This window comes from Apilactobacillus micheneri (assembly GCF_006493595.1).
In the GTDB taxonomy this organism is placed as follows: Bacteria; Bacillota; Bacilli; order Lactobacillales; family Lactobacillaceae; genus Apilactobacillus; species Apilactobacillus micheneri.
Genome location: NZ_QUBI01000002.1, coordinates 103,945 through 123,582 on the forward strand (window position 1 = coordinate 103,945; position 19,638 = coordinate 123,582).

Consider the following 19,638-nt stretch of genomic DNA (forward strand, 5'->3'; position numbering starts at 1 on the left):
AATTTAGGAGGTATTTCGATTGGAAATTGAAAAGAATTACCGAATAAATTCTTTATTTGAATTTTATCGTCCTTTGCTTACAGATAAGCAAACTAATTATGTACAACTTTATTATGCTGATGATTATTCTTTAGGGGAAATATCTGAAGAATTTAATGTGAGCCGACAAGCAGTTTATGATAACATTAAAAGGACAGAAGTAATTTTAGAAAATTATGAACAACAATTGCATTTGTATAAAGATTTTATGACTAGAAATGATGAAGCGGATGCAATTAAAAATTATGTGGTTGCTAATTATCCCAAAGATACTAAACTAAGACAGTTAGTTGATAGATTAGAACACACAGAAGAAAAGTAAAATTGAGAGTGGTGGAATTAAATGGCATTTGAAGGACTAACCGAAAGATTACAAAAAGCAATGCGTAATCTTCGTGGAAAAGGTAAAGTTTCAGAATCTGATTTAAGAAAAACAATGCGAGAAATTCGTCTTGCTTTATTAGAAGCCGATGTTAACTTCTCAGTTGTTAGAAAATTTGTAAAAACCGTTCAAGAACGTGCCAAGGGTGCTGATGTGCTTGAAGGTTTAAATCCTGCTCAACAAATTGTAAAAATTGTTGACGAAGAATTAACTAAAACTATGGGGGAAGAAGCAACTCCATTAAATAAATCTGAAAAGATACCAACTGTTATTATGATGGCTGGTTTACAAGGTGCTGGTAAGACTACTACTGCTGGTAAATTATCCCTAAAATTAAAAAATGAAAAAGATGCTCGCCCATTATTAATTGCTGCCGATATCTATCGTCCAGCTGCGATTGATCAGTTGGAACAAGTTGGTAAAGAGATTGATGTTCCTGTATTTCAAAAAGGAACAGATGTTGACCCTATTGAAATAGTAAAACAGGGAATGCAAGTAGCTAAAGAAAACCATAATGATTATGTATTAATTGATACTGCTGGTCGTTTACAAATTGACGAAAAATTAATGGATGAGTTAAAAAATATTAAAGAACTAACACATCCAGATGAAATTCTATTAGTTGTTGATGCAATGACAGGTCAAAATGCCGTTAATACTGCTGAGGGCTTTAATGATGCTTTAGATATTACCGGAGTTGTATTAACTAAACTAGATGGTGATACTCGTGGTGGTGCTGCTCTATCTATTAGAGAAGTTACCCAAAAGCCTATTAAATTTATTGGTCAAGGTGAAAAAATGGATGCGTTAGATGTCTTCCATCCAGATAGAATGGCTTCTCGTATTCTTGGAATGGGAGATATTCTTTCATTAATTGAAAAGACTCAAAAGGATTATGATGAAAAAGAAGCTCAAAAGCTTACTGAAAAAATGCAAAACAATACTTTTGGTTTTGAAGATTTCTTAGATCAATTAAATCAAATCCAAAAAATGGGACCCTTGGAAGATATAATGAAAATGATTCCAGGGATGGCTAATAATCCTGCATTAAAAAATATTAATATGGACCCTAAGGATTTAGAACATATTAAAGCCATTATTTATTCTATGACTAAAGAAGAAAAGGATAATCCTGATTTATTAAATCCTTCTAGAAGACGCCGTATTGCCAGAGGATGTGGTCGTCCTATTCAAGAAGTTAATCGAATGATTAAACAATTTAATCAAATGAAGACTATGATGAATAAGATGTCTAAAGGTAATATGTCTGGAATGGAAAATATGCTCGGTAACATGGGTGGTAATGGTGCTTCTGGTATGCCTGGTATGGGTGGATCTGGATTATCTGGTAAATTATCACAAATGGCAATGAAACGTATGAGCAGAAAAATGAGTAAGAAAATGAACAAAAATAAAAAACGTCGTAATAAAAAACGTCATTAAAAAATAGACATAGTTACTGATATTTCAGTAGTTATGTCTATTTTAATAGGGAGGTAATTTTATGGCATTGGGTTATCAAGATACTTTATCTGCTGTTAATATAATATTAAATAGTAACAATGTACCTAGTATTGTTGGTGAAGCTGGTGTTGGTAAATCAGCATTGGTAGAAGATTTGGCTAATAGAAATAATGCAAAATTATTCACTACAGTAGTTAGTCTATCTGAAAAAGGTGATTTAAGTATTCCAGTACCACCCTTAACAGATAAATCGTTTATTAATACTAAAGGTTATGGTACTTTAGCTGATGTTCAATATGGATATTCTCATACATTAATTGAGATTATAAAATATGCTGAACAAAATCCTCATACTAATATTTATTGGTTTTTAGATGAATTTAATCGTGGTTCTAATGGTGTTCAAAGTGAATTAATGAATTTGGTTCTACAAAGACAAATTAATTCATTAAAATTACCTAAACAAGTTAAGATCATTATTGCTGAAAATCCTGATTCCACAATGAATGGATTTGAAGATAGTGAATATAGTGTTTTTTCTAGTGATTCAGCTATCAAAGATCGTACTACCAGGATTGTAATGGACGTTAATGTTTCTGACTGGCTATTGTGGGCTAAAAGTAAAAATAACCAAGCACAGCAAAACATCAATTCAGCTGTAATAAAATATATTGAGAATAATCAAAATATGTTAATTATAAATAACAGTGATAATGATATAAATCCAACGCCGAGAGCTTGGAAACGTGTATCTGATATTATTGAAATTCCTGAATATGAAAATGTTAGTTATGATATTAAATTTGATTTAATTGCTGGAAATGTTGGTAGTGAGGTTGCTTCTAATTTTTTGTATTTTATAAAAAATTATTTTAATTCACTATCTATTGACCAAATGTTTAATGATGATTTTCCTAAAGTTTTAAAAAGATTTGAACAATTAGATGAGTTTAAAAAGAATAAGCTATTAGAACAAATGATTAATAAAGTCGTAGAATGGGAACCTAGAATTGCTAAAAGAGTTGATTCATTGTTGGATGAATTAAGTCCAGATGGTCGATATGGAATTGCAATTTATGTTGCTAATAACACAGAAGTATTGCAATCAATATATGCCAAAATCAATGATGTATCTAATAATGATATAAAAGCTCTTTATACTCATTTTCAAAATATTATTTTATCGATATATAGGTGATATTATATGAATATAAATAATCTTATATCAGCTATTAATAAAACTAGTTCAGACAATCAAGATTTGTTAATTAGAAAGGCTATTAGTCAAAATATAATTTACGGATTGTCTCATGGAGAATTATATGGATATTTACTAATTAACTTAGATCGTGTTTGTGATTATAATGTAAATTCTACATTTGCTTTGAAATGGGAAAAAGATAATTTGTTATTGACATATAATCCTAAGCAATTTGTAAATAATATAAAATCTAATAATGATTTGACAGCTAATTTAGAACATTTATCTATGCATATAATATGGTTACATCCAATTAGATATAATAATCCTAATAAAGTTGAGAGTATTGCTGCTGACATATCAGTTAATCAATATGTCAAATTTTTACCTAAGAATGCCTTTACCATTGAAAAACTATCTTATTTTTATAATATAAAACTTCCTAAATTTAAGGATTCAAATGAATATGTAAATTTATTAAGGCAATTTATTTCAAATGGTAAAGCACGCAAAAATATTAGTAATAGTGATATGCAATTGATGGACGATCATAAGCATTTTAAAAAAATGAATGTCAGTGATGGTGCCAAATATTCTAAAATAAGAAATCTTATCAAACATACAGTAAGTAAGATGGGAAATAAAAATAGAGGTAAATTACCTAACGCAGTTAATGAACAATTAGATAAAATAAACAATAAGCAAATTAATTGGCGTAAATATATTCAAAAAGGTGTTAGTAAAATTCCTTTTGGTGAAAGTATGTCTATTAAAAGATTTAATAGAAGACAGTCATACCGAATGGAGCTTCCAGGGAAAATATCTAGCACTTTAAAGTCAATTATTATTTTTGTTGATAATTCCGGATCTATTAGTAATAATTATTTAAATTTAGCACTAAGCCAAATATCAGATATTTTTAGATTATATCAAATAGATATAATTATTTATCCATTTGATGCTAAAATCCATGAACAGAATGCGTATAGAGTAAAATCTTCACAAAAAATAAGATATGACAGAGTATCGAATGGTGGTACTAGTTATCAATCTATCTTTGATTTTATCCATATTAAACATTTAGAAAATAATTTTTGTATTATATTTACTGATGGATTGGGTGAGAAAAACGTTCATAATTATGGATTTAATAATGTTTTATGGGTGTTAGAAGATAGTTCTAACAATTTATCCATTAATAAAAGAATTGGTAATGTTATAAGGATTACAAATATTAATTAAGAGAATGGTGATTTACTATGAATGATATTTTAGAACCCGATATTTTAATAGCTGCTGTCAATAATAATATAGATGTTAAAAATGCATTTGCTGTTTTAAGAGATAAAATTAGCGATGAATATGATGATAATCCACTTTATGCTAATAAAGTTTCTTCTAATGCGATTGTTATTGCCAAAAAGATAATTAATGCCAATTTATGTGAAACCAAAATAGATTTTGATAATTATAAATCAGTGCATAATTTTATAGTGAAAAATGATTTATATCTAAAAAGTGATGCTAAAAACGAATTATTAAATAATTTTAAATAAAATTAATGGTGTAAAGAAAAAAACCTTTACAAGCATCTAAATAACTGTTATATTTAATATCGTTAAAAGAAAAGCAGGAGGTGTTTATTAATGTCTGTTAAAATTCGTTTGAAGAGAATGGGATCAAAGAGACGTCCTTTCTACCGTGTTGTTGTTGCTGATTCACGCAGCCCTCGTGATGGTCGTTTCATCCAAAAGGTTGGTACTTACAACCCAGTTACCCAACCAAGCACTGTTGACCTACAAGAAGATGATATCTTCGAATGGTTAAATAAGGGTGCTCAACCATCAGATACTGTTCGTAACTTATTATCTGATGCTGGTCTTATGAAAAAATATCACGAAGCTAAATATGCTAAGAAATAAGTGATAAGTAATTATGACTAATTTCGATAAGCTTATTAAAAAAATTGTAAAACCACTGGTGGAATATCCAGAGGATGTTGCTATTACACATAGTGAATCGGATCGTTTTTACGAATATCATTTATTCACCAATACTAATGATATTGGTAGAATAATTGGTAAAAAGGGACATGTAGCACAAACAATCAGAACGATTGTTTATAGTGCTCGTATTTCTAGCAAAAAGCGTGTTCGTTTAATTATTGAAGATGGCAAAAATAAAAACTCTTAAATGAAACCTTTGTGTTTTGTTTAAGAGTTTTTTATTATACAAAATGAGGTATATATATGAACTATTATAATATTGGTAAAATTGTTAATACTCAGGGAATTAAAGGTGAAGTTAGGGTAACTTCCATTACCGATTTTCCTAAAAAACGTTTTAAAGTTGGCAATGTAGTTTATGCATTTCTTAATAATGGAGATAAAGAAAAGCTTATTATCGATAGTGCTAGAAAACATAAAAACTTTATTTTACTTCATTTTGAAGGTAAACCTACAATTAATGATGTTGAATACTTAAAACCTTCTTCTTTAAAAATATCTGAAGATCAACAAGATGCTAAAGATTTAAAACCTGGCGAATACTTTTACCATCAGATTATAGGTTTAGATGTTATTGATATTAATGATGAATATATTGGTAAAATTAAAGATATCATGTCACTTGGACCTAATGATGTATGGGTGGTTGAACGTAAGGATAAGGAAGATTTACTTTTGCCAAAAATTGATCAAGTAATTAAAAAGGTTGATCTTGAAAATTCTAATATAATCGTTGAAGTTCCTGGAGGGCTAGATGATGAAAATTGATATTTTGAGTCTCTTCCCAGATATGTTTAGTGGCCCAATGGGTGAATCAATTATTGGTAAGGCAAAAGAAAATGATTTATTGGATATTAATGTAACCGATTTTAGAAAATTTACTACTGATAAACATAATCATGTAGATGATTATCCATTTGGTGGTGGCGCAGGGATGCTATTACAAGCTCAGCCTATTTTTGATGCACTGGCTTACACTCAAAATCAAGCAAAAGAGCAAAATATACCTAAAGGGAAAATTATTTTAATGGATCCCGCTGGTAAAAAATTTGATCAAAAAGCTGCCGAAAATTTATCTAAAGAAGAACATTTAACTTTTATTTGTGGTCATTATGAAGGATATGATGAAAGAATTAAGTCTTTAATAACTGATGAATATTCATTAGGTGATTTTGTTTTAACAGGTGGAGAATTACCAGCAATGGTTATGATTGATTCAACAGTTAGACTATTACCTGAGGTACTAGGCAACCAAGAATCAGCTCCAGGAGATTCTTTTTCTACTGGTTTGTTAGAATATCCTCAATATACCAGACCTGCTGAATTTAGAGGAATGAAAGTTCCAGAAGTACTAACCAGCGGAAATCATCAAAAAATTGCTCTATGGAAACAAAAAGAAGCATTAAGAAAAACTTATTTAAGAAGACCAGATTTAATTGATCATAACAAATTGACAGCTACTCAGAAAAAATTATTAGCTGATGTTAGGATTGAAGAAGAAAAATAGCTTTACAAGATTTTATTGTTGTGCTAATATTCTATTTGGCTATTGTAATAGTCAAAATAAAACGGTATTCCGCTGTCGTAATAATTGGCATGAGTGCTAGTTGGAAGGATGTTATTATTTATGCGTCAAAACGAATTAATTTCAAAAATTAACAAGGAACAACTTAAGAGTGATGTTCCAGAATTTAGAGCTGGAGACAACGTAAAGGTTTCAGTTAAAGTTGTTGAAGGTACTAATGAACGTATCCAAGTATTCGAAGGTGTTGTTATCAAACGTCACGGAACAGGTATTCAAGCTACATACACTGTTCGTAAGATTACTTCAGGTGTTGGTGTTGAACGTATTTTCCCATTACATTCACCACGTGTTGCTAAGTTAGAAGTTACACGTCGCGGTGCTGTACGTCGTTCTAAGCTATACTACCTACGTGATCGTCATGGTAAATCAGCTCGTATTAAAGAAGCACGTCGTCGTTAATATTAATTTTCGACTAATAAAAGCCTACAATCAATTGATTGTAGGCTTTTTTCTATAGATTTAAGTCTTGTTTATAATTCAATTTTGAGAAATCAGTAGACATTGAGATTAATTGGTATGCCAGTTTTTGATATTCTTTAAGGACATTTCTGGCATTGCTATTACACATTTTGGTTAAATACTTGGATAAATCTTCTTGATCATTATATTCGCTATCTATTTTTAATATAAATTGTCTCATGTTGATGTTTAGTTTTTCTTGAGTATTCTTTAAAAGGTCATTTAATTGTAAGTAATGTGGATCTACTAGTACTCCAACAAGTTTAAATATCCAATATGCTGACTTAGGATTATATTCTAACTTTCCTTTTTTATACTCACTTAAAGTATCATTAATTCCAGCAAAAAATGGAACAAAAACACTTTGTGCAGCAACACCCATGGAAAGCCAATGAATTCCTGCTACTTCAGGAGGCATTTTAGGCCTTATTTGCAATACGTGAGATTCTTGAGTTTTGGCTAGACTAACAGGACGATATTTAGTTTTATCTTCTTTAGATCCATTACCAATAGGGTCATAAGGAGTACCTTGATAATGTGATGATAAAAATGATTTAGCATCATCAATTGATAATAATTTTGATGCTTTTCTTATAAATGGTAAATCATGGCTTTCCGGATGCTGTTTAAGTTCTGGATTGAACATCTTTTGTCCATACCATACTCTAGGATTATTATAATAAACATCTGTTAAATTATGAGTTCCAAATATATGTCTAAAATTAAATTCTCCATTTATATCTGGGTTTAAATGGTTCTTTTTTACAAAGTCTTGGATCCCGTTTGACCACATAAAATTATCTTTATCGTTAAAATTAATTTGTCTGATAGATATTTGATTAGATACAACTGCATAACAATCATTGGGAATTTTCATTGCTACCCAATGATGTCCAGACCCAGTTTCTAAATACCATACTTCCTCGTTATCAGAAAATAAAATTCCATTAGATTCACAAGTACCATATTTACTAATAATATTTCCTAAACGCTTTACACCTTGTCTGGCAGATTTAATGTATGGTAAAACAACTGTTACCATTGCTTCTTCGCCAATACCATTTTTTACTAAAGGATCATATCCCAGTACATGATTATTAGCATATGCACTTTCTGTAGCACTCATTGAAACCCCATACTCGTTAATACCATCTTCTTCAAATTTGCCATACTTATCTGTCCACTCAGGGGTAGCAGTGTATTTATATTGAATTTTAGGTAATTTAATCTGAAATTTATTATCATTAGATTTAAATTGTTGATATTTGTGAAACTCTGTATGTTGATGAACAACAAAATGCTTAGGCCAAGTAGCTTTACAATCTTCATTTCTACCAATGATAGTAGATCCATCAATTGAAGCATTTTTACCAATTAATATACTAGTACAAGCAGAATAATTTGGATACTGTGACAAATAATCGCTTCCTTTCAAATGATTACTAACATTGTATCATTAATTATTGAGTATATTATAAAATTGAACTGGGTATATTTTTCAAGTATAATTTAATTATTATTAAAAATTAGGAGCGATAAATATGCCAATCGTACATATTGATTTAATTGAAGGAAGAAATGAAGAACAAATTAAAGGATTAGTATCAGACGTTACAAAAGCAATTGTAAAAAACACAGGAGCACCTGCTGAACATGTACATATTGTTTTAAATGAAATGCAAAAGAATAGATATAGTGTTGGCGGAAATCTAAAAAGCGATGAAAAGTAAATTAATGGAGTAATATTATGAATGACAAACAATATTTAATGGCGATAGATGAGGGAACCACTAGTGCTCGTGCCATCTTGTTTAATCATGAAGGTAATATTGTAAATAAGTCACAAAAAGAATTTAAACAATATTTTCCTAAATCAGGATGGGTAGAACATGATCCTAATGAAATATGGAGTGCTGTACAATCTGTTATTTCTGAAACACTTATTAAATCAGAAATTCCACCTTACAAGATTCGTGGCATTGGAATTACTAATCAACGTGAAACTACCGTTGTATGGAACAGAATTACAGGAGAGCCTATTTATAATGCAATCGTTTGGCAATCCAAGCAAACTAGTAATATTGCTGATAAATTAAAAGATGGTGGATATTCAGACATTATTCATCAAAAAACAGGTTTAGTGATAGACTCGTATTTTTCTGCTACTAAAATAAAATGGATTTTAGACAATGTTAAAGATGCCAGAAAACTAGCCAATCAAGGCGACCTACTTTTTGGAACAATTGATACTTGGTTATTGTGGAAATTAACAGGTGGGCATGTGCATGCGACTGATTATTCTAATGCTAGTCGAACGATGCTATTTAATATTAATTCTTTAAAATGGGATAAAGAGATATTAGATTTATTGGATATTCCTGAACAAATGTTGCCTAAAGTTAAATCTTCTTCAGAAATTTATGGTTATACATCTGGTTATAATTTCCTTGGAGTACAAGTTCCAATAGCCGGAATAGCAGGAGATCAGCAAGCAGCATTATTTGGTCAATTAGCTTTAGAACCTGGTAACATTAAAAATACTTATGGAACTGGTGCATTCATTGTGATGAATACTGGTAATAAGCCGACTTTGTCTAATTGTGGATTGTTAACTACAATTGCTTATGGTTTAGATGGTAAGATTAATTATGCTCTAGAGGGTAGTATTTTTGTTGCAGGTTCAGCAATTCAATGGTTGAGGGATGGTATGCGTATCATTAAAAATGCTAGTGAAACTGAAAGAATGGCTAAAAATACTAATAATGATCATGATATTTACGTAGTTCCTGCTTTTACTGGATTAGGTGCTCCATATTGGGATCAAGATAGTAGAGGTTCTGTTTTTGGATTGACTAGAGGGACAACAAGAGAAGAATTTGTTAAAGCAACTTTAGATTCTTTGGCTTACCAAACTAAGGATGTTGTTGATACCATGTCTAAAGAAACTGGCTTATCTTTAAATAAACTTAAGGTAGACGGTGGAGCAGCACAGAATGATTATCTTATGCAATTTCAATCAGATATTTTAAATGTTGACATTGAAAGATCTAGTATTGCTGAAACTACTGCTTTAGGAGTAACTTATTTAACTGGCTTAGCAGTTGGTTATTGGTCTAATATTGATGAAATAAAAGAAAATCATAAATCTTCAGATGATTTTAAGTCTCAACTTACTGATGATAAGATTAATAATTATTATGAGGGATGGCAAGCAGCTGTTAAAGCCACTCAAACATTTAGAAAAATTAAAAATAGATAATAAAAAAGCTTTCATAAAATTTATGAAAGCTTTCTAAATTTTAAAATATTCTTTTAAGTATTCTGCTAGTCCATTATGATTATTATCAAATTTTGTAACATCATCGGCAATTTCTTTTATTTTAGGTTGACCGTTTTTCATGGCAACCCCTAATCCAGCATATTTAATCATAGATTCATCGTTAAATTCATCACCAAAAGCAATGACATCATTTTGCTTAATTCCATAATAATTAACTAATTTTTCAATTCCAGTGACTTTGCTGACTCCTTTAGCGGCTACTTCAATGATTGGATCTTTTCCACCCCAAGGAGATACTTCTAATATGTCACCATAATTTTGTTTAACATAATTGATAAAAGTTTCTTTCTTTTGTTTATCTACATGAAGAGTTAAGCAAATGGGATTTTCTGTTAATGTATCTTTAGATATGATTTCATCTTTTGATAAATTGGTGGGAAAGAACCCAACAGACTCATCTGCAGATTTATTTGCTAAAAATAAATCTTTTCCTTCAACAGTCATAAGGTTAATACCAATTTCTTTACTCTTGTTTAATAACTCAAATACTATATTTTTATCTATATTGTATTGGTAAGCTTCAGACCAAACAGATGTTGGATTATAACCTAAACTACCGTTAAATGTAATCATTGGGTTATTGAAACCTAATTGGTTGTATAGATGTTCTACTAATCTTGGAGGACGACCAGTTACAATATTTACCATATTGCCTTTAGAAATAACTTTTTGAATAACATTAATCGTTTCTTGAGAAATTTCTGAATTATTGTTTAACGTTGTACCATCTAAATCAATGGCAATTAATTTTTTATTCATGATATTTAATCACCTCTATTTTTACAGTAATATTAATATACTAACCAAAAAATATTTAATCGTCAATTAATTATAAAGGAGTTTTATTTTGCAATTACCTTTAGATTTTAAAAAAAAGTATAAAAAATTGTTAGGAAATGATGCTGAGTCATTTTTTAATAGTCTAGAATCATCAACTAATCCTGGATTTAGAATTAATCCATTAAAAGAGAATTTACCAGAAAATGAAGATTTAACTCATCCAATTGAATATTGCCAATATGGTTATTATGGAGAAATTAATGGAAAGAGTGTTGATCATCAAAGTGGTGCTATATACTCTCAAGAACCCAGTGCAATGTATGTTGGAGAAGTAGCTGATGTTCATCCTGGAGAAAAAATCTTAGATTTATGTGCGGCGCCTGGTGGAAAAACCACCCATATTGCTAGTTATATGAAAAATGAAGGGACTTTAGTTACCAATGAGATAGACTATAAACGAGCGAAAATTCTAGCTGAAAATGTAGAAAGATTTGGAATTCAAAATGCTATTGTTTTGAATGAAAATCCCAATAATCTCGCCAAACATTTCCCTAAATTTTTTGATACTATTCTTATAGATGCCCCATGTTCTGGTGAGGGAATGTTTAGGAAAAATCCCGATGCCACTAAATATTGGAATTTAGAATATCCAATAGAGTGTGCAAACAGACAAAAAGATATACTAAAACAAGCAATTAAAATGCTTAAACCAGGTGGTAAAATAATTTATTCTACTTGTACATTTGCTCCTGAAGAAGATGAACAAATTGTTTCATGGATGATTAATAATCTTGATTTGACTATTGAACCAATAAAAAAATATTCTGAAATGTCATATGGACATCCTGAATGGTCAGATGGTAATGAAGAACTAAAAAATACGGTTAGATTATTTCCTAATAAGTTTAAAGGAGAAGGTCATTTTATTGCCAAACTAGTAAATTCAGAAAAGGGTAATCCTAAAAAGATAAAAAAATTATTAAAAGGTAATTTAAGCTCTGAACAAAATAAATTATGGAAACAATTTGTTAGTAAAAATATGACTAATTTTATACCTGAAAATCTAATTACTTTTGGCGAACAATTATATACTTTTGAAAAGGGACTTCCTGAACTTAAAGGATTAAAAGTTATGCGACCTGGATTACATTTAGGAACATTTAAAAAGAAAAGATTTGAACCTAGTTACGCTTTAGCTTTATCAATTCATAAAGATTTATTTAATAAAGAATTGAATGTTTCAAAAGAAGAATGGAAAAATTATGTACACGGTGATACGATTAGTTGCGATAAATCCTTAGAAAAAGGCTGGTATCTTTTAATTTGTGATGATCAACCATTCGCTTTTGGAAAGGTTGTAAATGGAATAGTTAAAAACTTTATGCCTAAAGGATTAAGATTTAAGGCTTAAAAATTGGACTAAAATGGTCCTTTTTTTATTTTTAGTAATAAATAAAAAGTTACTTTAACTTAAAATAAAAAACAAAAAAAGAAAATCAATATGATAAACTTCTTTGTTGTAAATATGCAACTAAATTACTATCTAAAACAAGCTTTTGTTGTTGTAATTCATAAATTGTTCTGCAAGAAAGTAGGGCCATTATAATTTTTAAACCATTTTTAAATTCATTAATAAGATTTATAGTTTCTTCAACACCATTTTTAATAACACTGTTCAATATAAAACCAGACATTCCAACAGCATTAGAACCCAAAGCAATAGATTTGGCTATATCTAATGGATTTCTTATGCCTCCAGATGCAATTATAGAAAGATCATTTGAAAAACTATAAGCTTCAAGTAAAGATTCTACAGTAGTTTGGCCCCAATTAGACAAATAATTTAACTCTTTATTATGTCTTCTAAAATTTTCAATTGTAGCGAAATTTGTTCCACCACGACCACTAATATTAATATTTTTAACACCGATATTTTTTAATTTCTGAATTGTTTCTTTTGCCATTCCAAAACCAACTTCTTTAACTATGACAGGTATATTAACATTATTAACAATATTTTGAATGTTATCTAACCAATAAAATTTACGATCTCCCTCAGGCATAATTAATTCTTGGGCAACATTAACATGAATCTCTAGGGCATCAGCATTAACCATTTTGATAACTTTTTTAGCATCGTATAAACTATGAGAAGCACCAATATTTGCAAAGATAGGTCCATTATAATTTTGTCTTGTGATAGCAAAAGATCCAACAGTACTGTTATCTTTTAATGCTATACTTTGAGAACCAGTTGCCATTGCAATCCCAGTAGCTTTAGCAACTTTAGACAACTTATCATTTAATTTTTTTGTATAATCACTTCCACCAGTCATGGCTTCGATATAAAAAGGAAAATCTAATTTTAAATCTTGAATGTTAGTTGATAGATCAATTTCATTTAAATCAATTTCAGGTAAACTTTGATGTATAAATCTAACATTATCAAATCCTGATTTACTATGGTTATCAAAAAATTTTTCTGCTAAAGATACGTGTTCATTTTTTCTTTGAGAATGTTGACTGGTCATATATACACCTTCTTTATAAATTCTTATGAATTTTTAAATTTAAACGTTTAATATCATTATTTTTCCATTCGTCTATGATTTTATCTTTAGATGATTGTTTATCAATGATTGCAATACCACAATCTCCACCACCAGCTCCTGATGATTTAGCTGCACCATGATTTTTAATAGCAATTTGACATAATTTATTTAATTTAGGAGTCTCGATATTAATGCCAGTACATTTACCTAATTTGTTTAAAAGTAATCGATTTACTAATATCTCTTTTTGAATTAACCTAAGACTCTTTTTATGAAAACCGCTTATCATTCTATTTATACATTTTTTACTGTCAGATAAGAATGTATTATAATCTTTTTTATCATAATTTTTTTCAACTTTATTAACTAACAAAGAAGTTGAAGCTGGAGTTCCAGTCCAACCAATTAATAATTCCAAATTAGCTGGTGGGGTTAGGGGCTCAATTCTTAGTTCTGGCCAAATTAAATTAATTAACTCTTCAACTTTAATATTTCTATGCTTCTTTAACCAATTACGATCAAAAGAACTATAAGCTATCCATCCACCATAAACACTAGCAGCAATATCTCCCAATGAACCATTACCTTGTACATCTAGGTGTGCAATGGATGATAATTTAAAAATTTTTTCTAAGCTAATATTTAAATCATAATACTTTAATATAGCCTTAACAATTCCAACAGTCACTGCAGCAGATGATCCTAATCCATATTTCTTTCCATCTGAACTATTTAAAGAACTATCAATATTAATGTCAAAGCAATTCAATTTATATCCCAAAGAACTAATATAATTGAATGTAATTTTCATTGCAGAAATAACGTATTCAAAATTATTAATATTATTGCTAATCATTTGAAATTTATTATTTATAATATTCCATTTGACTATACTATTTGGATATTGTTTTGAATTAATCTGGCCATAAACATTATTAGTTTCATTTATATTTACAGTAATAAATTGATTAAGTGCTACAACAATAGATGGCATTCCTTTTTCTACAACTGCATATTCTCCAGCAATATATAATTTACCAGGAGCTTTAACAGAAATCACAACAACCATTTCCTTTCTAATAATAATCCAATTATAAATATTTAATGCCTTCACCTGGCTTAGATATCTTTATCTTTTCTTCATCAAATGATTGAAGTAATTCAGACTTAATTTTTTTAATATTTTTACTTTGACAAATTATTTTAACATTAGGACCCGCATCCATAGTGTAATAACATTCAATGCCTTTATCTCTTAGTGCTTTTATATGATTTATAACTAAAAGACTATCTTTATTTAAATAGAGATAAGAAGGGTCAGAACTAAGAGTCAAAGAATGCATACGCATAGAATTTAATTCGGCTGTTTTTCCTAGAGCAGTAAAATCATTATTATAAATTGCATCCTTAACTGTTTCAAGATCTTTTGTGGTTTGTTTTTCCCAAGCAGTATAGTAAGGAGAAGTATTAACAGATATCTTCATTCCTTTTCTACTACTAATTTTCTTGGGTTGATTATCTAAGATAATTGCAATCATATTTATATCCATTTTAACAGGATTTTGGATACTGACAGCATATGAATTTTTATCATTTGTGCCTTTTTTCCATTCAGCAAATCCTCCGTATATAGATCTAGTAGCAGAACCTGAACCGCGTCTTGCTAGTTTAGAAAGCTCTTTATCATTTAAATTTAATCCCGCTGCTTTACTAGCAGCAGCAGCTAAAGCTGCAAAACCAGAAGCTGAAGATGCTAGGCCTGCTGAAGTAGGAACGTGATTATAAGAAATAATTTTAGCAAAATTATTTATATTGGATAAGTTTCTAACTATATCCATAAAATTAGTAATAGATTTTATACTATCAACTTTTTTATTATCTAAATACATAGTATCTTGATGTAAATTATCATCAAAATTAACCGTTGTTTCAGTATAAAACTCGTCTAAAGTTAATGAAATACTACTATTATTGGGAATAATTAATTTTTCATCTTTTTTCCCCCAGTATTTAACCAAAGCAATGTTAGTATGTGCTCTTGCAGTAATAGGGTTATTATCTAATGACATATTTTAATTTCTCCATAGAATTAATTATTTAAAAGGTTGAATCCAAGTATCTAAAGCACCGGCTTTAGTTAAAGCATTAGCTATTGATTCCGCTTCATTATCATTTCTAGCTAAAGCTATAATACATCCACCAAGACCACTACCAGTTAATTTGGTTCCTAATGAACCATTTATATTAGCAATCTCAACTAAATCATCTATTTTAGAATTACTTATTTTTAAATTCTTTAATTCTTTTTGATTTTCAGACATTAATATTCCTAATTCTTCTGGATTATTTTTTTCAATGTCTTGTCTGGCTTTTGTTACCAAATTACCAATCTTATTTATTGATTTTTGTGTTCTTTTATTATCATTTATAAGTTGCTGTTTAACGTAATTAATTGCAATATCAGTACGACCCTTAATACCTGAATCTGCAATTACTAGTGTTGCATTTAAATTAAAATTGATTTCTTCTAATGTGTCGTTTCTAATAAACCATACTGGATTATCAGCTCCAGTAGTGGCACTATCTAATCCTGAAGGATTACCATGTGTAATGGTTTCTTCAACATCACTTAACTTCAGTAGTTCTTCTTTACTAATATTGGTATCAAAGTAATTATATAGAGCTCTTATAATTGCAATCGATGTTGCTGCTGATGATCCCATTCCTCTTTCAGAAGGAATTTCGCTATCAATTGTCATTTCAAAGGATTCATCTGTTTTATTAATTTTTGTCAAAATAGTGTTAACTAAATTTTTAATTCCTAATAAATCATTTGGAACCTTTTGAATAGGGCCAATATAATATTTACTATTTAATAATTGACCAGCATCTATTTCATTAATTTTAATTTTTAATTCTATCTTAGGAATAGGGAGAGCAATAGCTGGTTGATTATATACCACACTATGTTCACCCATTAAAATTATTTTGGCATGACTTTTACCAAAAGCTTGTTTTGTCAATGTTATCGCTCACTTTCTCTCGATAATAATATTATCATATAATTAATATAATAAAAATAACTTAAATTATTTATTTGAGTTGCTTAAAAAATAGATAATAATTGGTAAAATGTAGTATCATTAATATTAATGATTAAAGCAAAGATTGGTGGATACAATAATGAGTAGTACAATTTTTTCAGTAGTAGATATTGAAACTACTGGAACTAGTCAATCGAACGACAATCGTATAATCCAATTTAGTTGTACATTTGTTAAAAATAAAAATATTATTGGATCGTTTAATTCATTTATAAATCCAGAAATGGATATACCTAGTGACATAACAAAGTTAACAGGTATCACAAATGAATTAGTTAAAAATGCTCCTACTTTTAATGAATTTGCAAGTAAAATTTCTTCATTGCTAAAAGATACTGTCTTTGTTGCTCATAATGTAGATTTTGATTTTCCATTTATTAATAAAGAATTGGATAGAGTAGGCCAAAAAATGATAGATAACATGGCAATCGATACTGTTACTTTAAGTCAATTATTATTACCAACAGAAAAAAGTTATCGACTAATTGACCTAAGTCAAAATTTAAACATTTTACATCAACATCCTCATTCTTCTAGTAGTGATGCTTTTGCCACAGCAAAATTATTAATAATTTTATTTAATCAAATTGAAAAGATTCCTAAAAAAACTATTAAACAATTAATATCAATAAATCCAACATTGCCTAAAAATACAATCGATATTTTTAAATATGCATATAAAAATAATGTAGATATGTTTAATGACAAATTATTGGATATTAATCGACTAAAAATAAGAAAAATTCAATATAAAGAAAGATTGAAAATAAGAAAAATAAATTATCCTGAGAGTAAAGGTAAACAAAAAAACATATTCAATGGAGTATATAAATGGAATTCTGAAGAAAGTAAACTTATGAATTCTATTTATGATAATTATAAAAACAGTGATAATTCAAAAAATTTATTGGTAGAACAAAATAATGAGTTAGATTATGATTTAGGATTCTTATTTCCTTTAGTACATTTATTAAATAATGAAAATAAAATAGTTGTTGCCGTTCATAAACATTCAATTCATGAAGATTTATCTAAAACAATTAATAGAATTAATAAAATAACAAAAAATAATTTTAAAAAGTTAGTTTTACATTCAATAGATGATTATATAGATCTAAATAAATTTAGAGATGCCTTAAACATTAAAAGTAATTCTAAACAAACAGAATTTTTAAAATGTAAAATTTTAATTTGGTTAACTTTCACTAAAACTGGTGACCTACATGAGCTAAATTTGGATATGAAAAATGATCAAAATGTATTCCTAAAAACTATTGGTAATACTAATAACAAGGGTTACTACATGAATAAATTAAAGAATGATTTTAATAATTCAAATGTAGTAGTTATTTCACATGAATATTTATACAATAATCGTCATATGCTAGCAAAGTATAAACCATACTTAGTTATAAAAGATGCTGTTGATTTTAATAAACAAATATTAAAGCATTATCGTGTTAATTTTAAAATTAATCAAAACAATATTTTAATTCGTCATGCTCAATATCTTTTATATCAAACCCATAATAAAAATTTATATGATATTTTTAAGGATGATAAATCAAATATAAAATTAGTACAAAATATAGATTCTTTAATTAAAGAATATGAAAATTATGCATTGAAACTACAAAAGAGTTTCGAAGAATCATTTATAAATAAGCGAAACTTTATTACCTTAAAAAAAGGTTTTAAAAATCCAATTAACAATATTGAGCTTGTTAATTTTATTAAACATAATAAAGAATATATTGATAAACAGTCTTCATTAATTAAGCAAATAAGATCATTATCTAAAAAGATTATTAAAAGCAATGGCACCTTAAAGAGTAGTGAAAAAGCTATTATAACAACTTTTAACGACCGTATTTTTAATCTTAATAAATTCTTTAATAATAATATTTTATTAATTAAAAATCTCGTTTATATGGACAAAAAAGTAACTTTTCAAAATTATTTAAATGTAGATAAAAATGCTGATAATAGTACTTTAGTAGGTGGATTAATTAAAAACGACGATTTATTAAAAAACAAAATTTATACTTTGTTTTTTAATATTTTATTCATGGATACTGCAATTTATTCATCAGACAAATCAGAATTTATTTTAAACAAACTCGAGTTGGATAATAATAATACAAGTATGATTAAAAGTTCATATCAGACTAATTTAAATAATGATTATAAGATTTTTTACAATAATAACAAACAGGAAATAGATTTAAACACGTTAGATCTTGAAAATAATAACACATTTATTATGGCAAATACTCAAGAAAAAATAGATGAAATTTATGAAAATATAAAGCAAAATGGAAACGATAGTTTATTAGTGTTATGTCAAAAAATTAATGGGAATAAGGATAAAATAATTAAAAAATTTACCAATTCAAAGGGTGCAACAATTATTGGTAATTATGATTTATTTATGTCTATAAAAAATATAAATAAATCAATAAATCGTTTAATAGTTCAAAGCATAAATTCTAGTGATATGTATAATGAAAATAGTAATTTAACAGATTTATATAATCTTATGATTAAAAATTCTATTAAACATATTATCCAGCTATCGAATAATAAAGGGGTTATTTTAATAAATGACTTTTCATTAATTAATGAAAATAGTATTAAATCTCTTAAAAATATGATCTCTAATCATATAAAAATGTTTAAAATAGATAGTAAAAACGAAATAAGAACATTTAATAATTTCTAGGAGG

General features: G+C 28.2%; 20 protein-coding genes. 14 read left to right on the forward strand and 6 right to left on the reverse strand.

The features are described from left to right. The first annotated feature begins 19 nt into the window (after positions 1 to 19). The 10 genes from DY123_RS02380 (at position 20) to rplS (ending at position 7,076) form a co-directional block, all read left to right on the forward strand. Positions 20 to 361, forward strand: coding sequence for a putative DNA-binding protein (locus DY123_RS02380; protein WP_105964565.1), 342 nt, complete (start codon positions 20 to 22; stop codon positions 359 to 361). Positions 362 to 382: 21 nt separating this feature from the next. Further along, entirely contained in the window at positions 383 to 1,864 is a 1,482-nt protein-coding gene (gene ffh / locus DY123_RS02385) for a signal recognition particle protein (RefSeq protein ID WP_105964566.1), read from the forward strand. Between the two features lie 61 nt (positions 1,865 to 1,925). Further along, entirely contained in the window at positions 1,926 to 3,083 is a 1,158-nt protein-coding gene (locus tag DY123_RS02390; protein WP_140923963.1) for an ATP-binding protein, read from the forward strand. Positions 3,084 to 3,089: 6 nt separating this feature from the next. Further along, on the forward strand, positions 3,090 to 4,328 hold the full coding sequence (locus tag DY123_RS02395) for a VWA-like domain-containing protein (RefSeq protein WP_140923964.1): 1,239 nt from the start codon (positions 3,090 to 3,092) through the stop codon (positions 4,326 to 4,328). A gap of 17 nt (positions 4,329 to 4,345) precedes the next feature. Beyond that, positions 4,346 to 4,642: a hypothetical protein gene (locus tag DY123_RS02400; RefSeq protein ID WP_140923966.1), complete on the forward strand. Its 297-nt coding sequence runs from the start codon at positions 4,346 to 4,348 to the stop codon at positions 4,640 to 4,642. Between the two features lie 90 nt (positions 4,643 to 4,732). Beyond that, on the forward strand, positions 4,733 to 5,008 hold the full coding sequence (gene rpsP, locus DY123_RS02405; protein ID WP_105964570.1) for a 30S ribosomal protein S16: 276 nt from the start codon (positions 4,733 to 4,735) through the stop codon (positions 5,006 to 5,008). A gap of 13 nt (positions 5,009 to 5,021) precedes the next feature. Then, entirely contained in the window at positions 5,022 to 5,279 is a 258-nt protein-coding gene (locus DY123_RS02410; RefSeq protein WP_105987716.1) for a KH domain-containing protein, read from the forward strand. 56 nt (positions 5,280 to 5,335) lie between these two features. Next, complete coding sequence (rimM, locus tag DY123_RS02415; RefSeq protein WP_108982788.1) at positions 5,336 to 5,860, forward strand: ribosome maturation factor RimM; 525 nt, start codon at positions 5,336 to 5,338, stop codon at positions 5,858 to 5,860. Then, positions 5,850 to 6,599 carry a tRNA (guanosine(37)-N1)-methyltransferase TrmD gene (gene trmD, locus DY123_RS02420; RefSeq protein ID WP_105964573.1) on the forward strand — a complete coding sequence of 250 codons (750 nt, stop codon included), beginning with the start codon at positions 5,850 to 5,852 and terminating at the stop codon, positions 6,597 to 6,599. The genes rimM and trmD overlap by 11 nt, the downstream gene beginning before the upstream one ends. A gap of 120 nt (positions 6,600 to 6,719) precedes the next feature. Further along, complete coding sequence (gene rplS / locus DY123_RS02425) at positions 6,720 to 7,076, forward strand: 50S ribosomal protein L19 (protein ID WP_105956002.1); 357 nt, start codon at positions 6,720 to 6,722, stop codon at positions 7,074 to 7,076. Between the two features lie 52 nt (positions 7,077 to 7,128). On the opposite strand, the gene DY123_RS02430 is transcribed toward rplS, so the two are convergent. Then, complete coding sequence (locus tag DY123_RS02430) at positions 7,129 to 8,553, reverse strand: C69 family dipeptidase (RefSeq protein ID WP_140934372.1); 1,425 nt, start codon at positions 8,551 to 8,553, stop codon at positions 7,129 to 7,131. Between the two features lie 124 nt (positions 8,554 to 8,677). Between DY123_RS02430 and thmT the strand changes: the two genes are divergently transcribed. Both thmT and glpK read left to right on the forward strand, forming a co-directional pair. Then, positions 8,678 to 8,866 (forward strand): 2-hydroxymuconate tautomerase, encoded by a 189-nt coding sequence (gene thmT / locus DY123_RS02435; protein ID WP_105956004.1) that lies wholly within the window; start codon positions 8,678 to 8,680, stop codon positions 8,864 to 8,866. 17 nt (positions 8,867 to 8,883) lie between these two features. Continuing rightward, entirely contained in the window at positions 8,884 to 10,395 is a 1,512-nt protein-coding gene (glpK, locus tag DY123_RS02440; protein WP_140923970.1) for a glycerol kinase GlpK, read from the forward strand. A gap of 33 nt (positions 10,396 to 10,428) precedes the next feature. On the opposite strand, the gene DY123_RS02445 is transcribed toward glpK, so the two are convergent. After that, positions 10,429 to 11,235 carry a Cof-type HAD-IIB family hydrolase gene (locus DY123_RS02445; protein ID WP_140934373.1) on the reverse strand — a complete coding sequence of 269 codons (807 nt, stop codon included), beginning with the start codon at positions 11,233 to 11,235 and terminating at the stop codon, positions 10,429 to 10,431. A gap of 88 nt (positions 11,236 to 11,323) precedes the next feature. On the opposite strand from DY123_RS02445, the gene DY123_RS02450 reads away from it, so the two are divergent. Continuing rightward, a complete protein-coding gene (locus DY123_RS02450) occupies positions 11,324 to 12,667 on the forward strand; it encodes an RsmF rRNA methyltransferase first C-terminal domain-containing protein (protein WP_140923973.1) in 1,344 nt (447 codons plus the stop codon). Positions 12,668 to 12,752: 85 nt separating this feature from the next. On the opposite strand, the gene fni is transcribed toward DY123_RS02450, so the two are convergent. From fni to mvk, 4 genes are read right to left on the reverse strand one after another with little or no spacing between them, the layout of a single operon-like run. Next, complete coding sequence (gene fni, locus DY123_RS02455) at positions 12,753 to 13,787, reverse strand: type 2 isopentenyl-diphosphate Delta-isomerase (protein WP_140923975.1); 1,035 nt, start codon at positions 13,785 to 13,787, stop codon at positions 12,753 to 12,755. A 13-nt stretch (positions 13,788 to 13,800) separates the two neighbouring features. Then, complete coding sequence (locus DY123_RS02460; protein ID WP_404799059.1) at positions 13,801 to 14,868, reverse strand: phosphomevalonate kinase; 1,068 nt, start codon at positions 14,866 to 14,868, stop codon at positions 13,801 to 13,803. Positions 14,869 to 14,899: 31 nt separating this feature from the next. Next, entirely contained in the window at positions 14,900 to 15,877 is a 978-nt protein-coding gene (mvaD, locus tag DY123_RS02465) for a diphosphomevalonate decarboxylase (protein ID WP_108982780.1), read from the reverse strand. A 24-nt stretch (positions 15,878 to 15,901) separates the two neighbouring features. Continuing rightward, entirely contained in the window at positions 15,902 to 16,831 is a 930-nt protein-coding gene (gene mvk, locus DY123_RS02470) for a mevalonate kinase (RefSeq protein WP_108982779.1), read from the reverse strand. A 160-nt stretch (positions 16,832 to 16,991) separates the two neighbouring features. Here mvk and DY123_RS02475 point away from each other — a divergent pair, with 160 nt between their 5' ends. Continuing rightward, a complete protein-coding gene (locus DY123_RS02475; protein WP_108982778.1) occupies positions 16,992 to 19,634 on the forward strand; it encodes an exonuclease domain-containing protein in 2,643 nt (880 codons plus the stop codon). Positions 19,635 to 19,638: the final 4 nt, after the last annotated feature.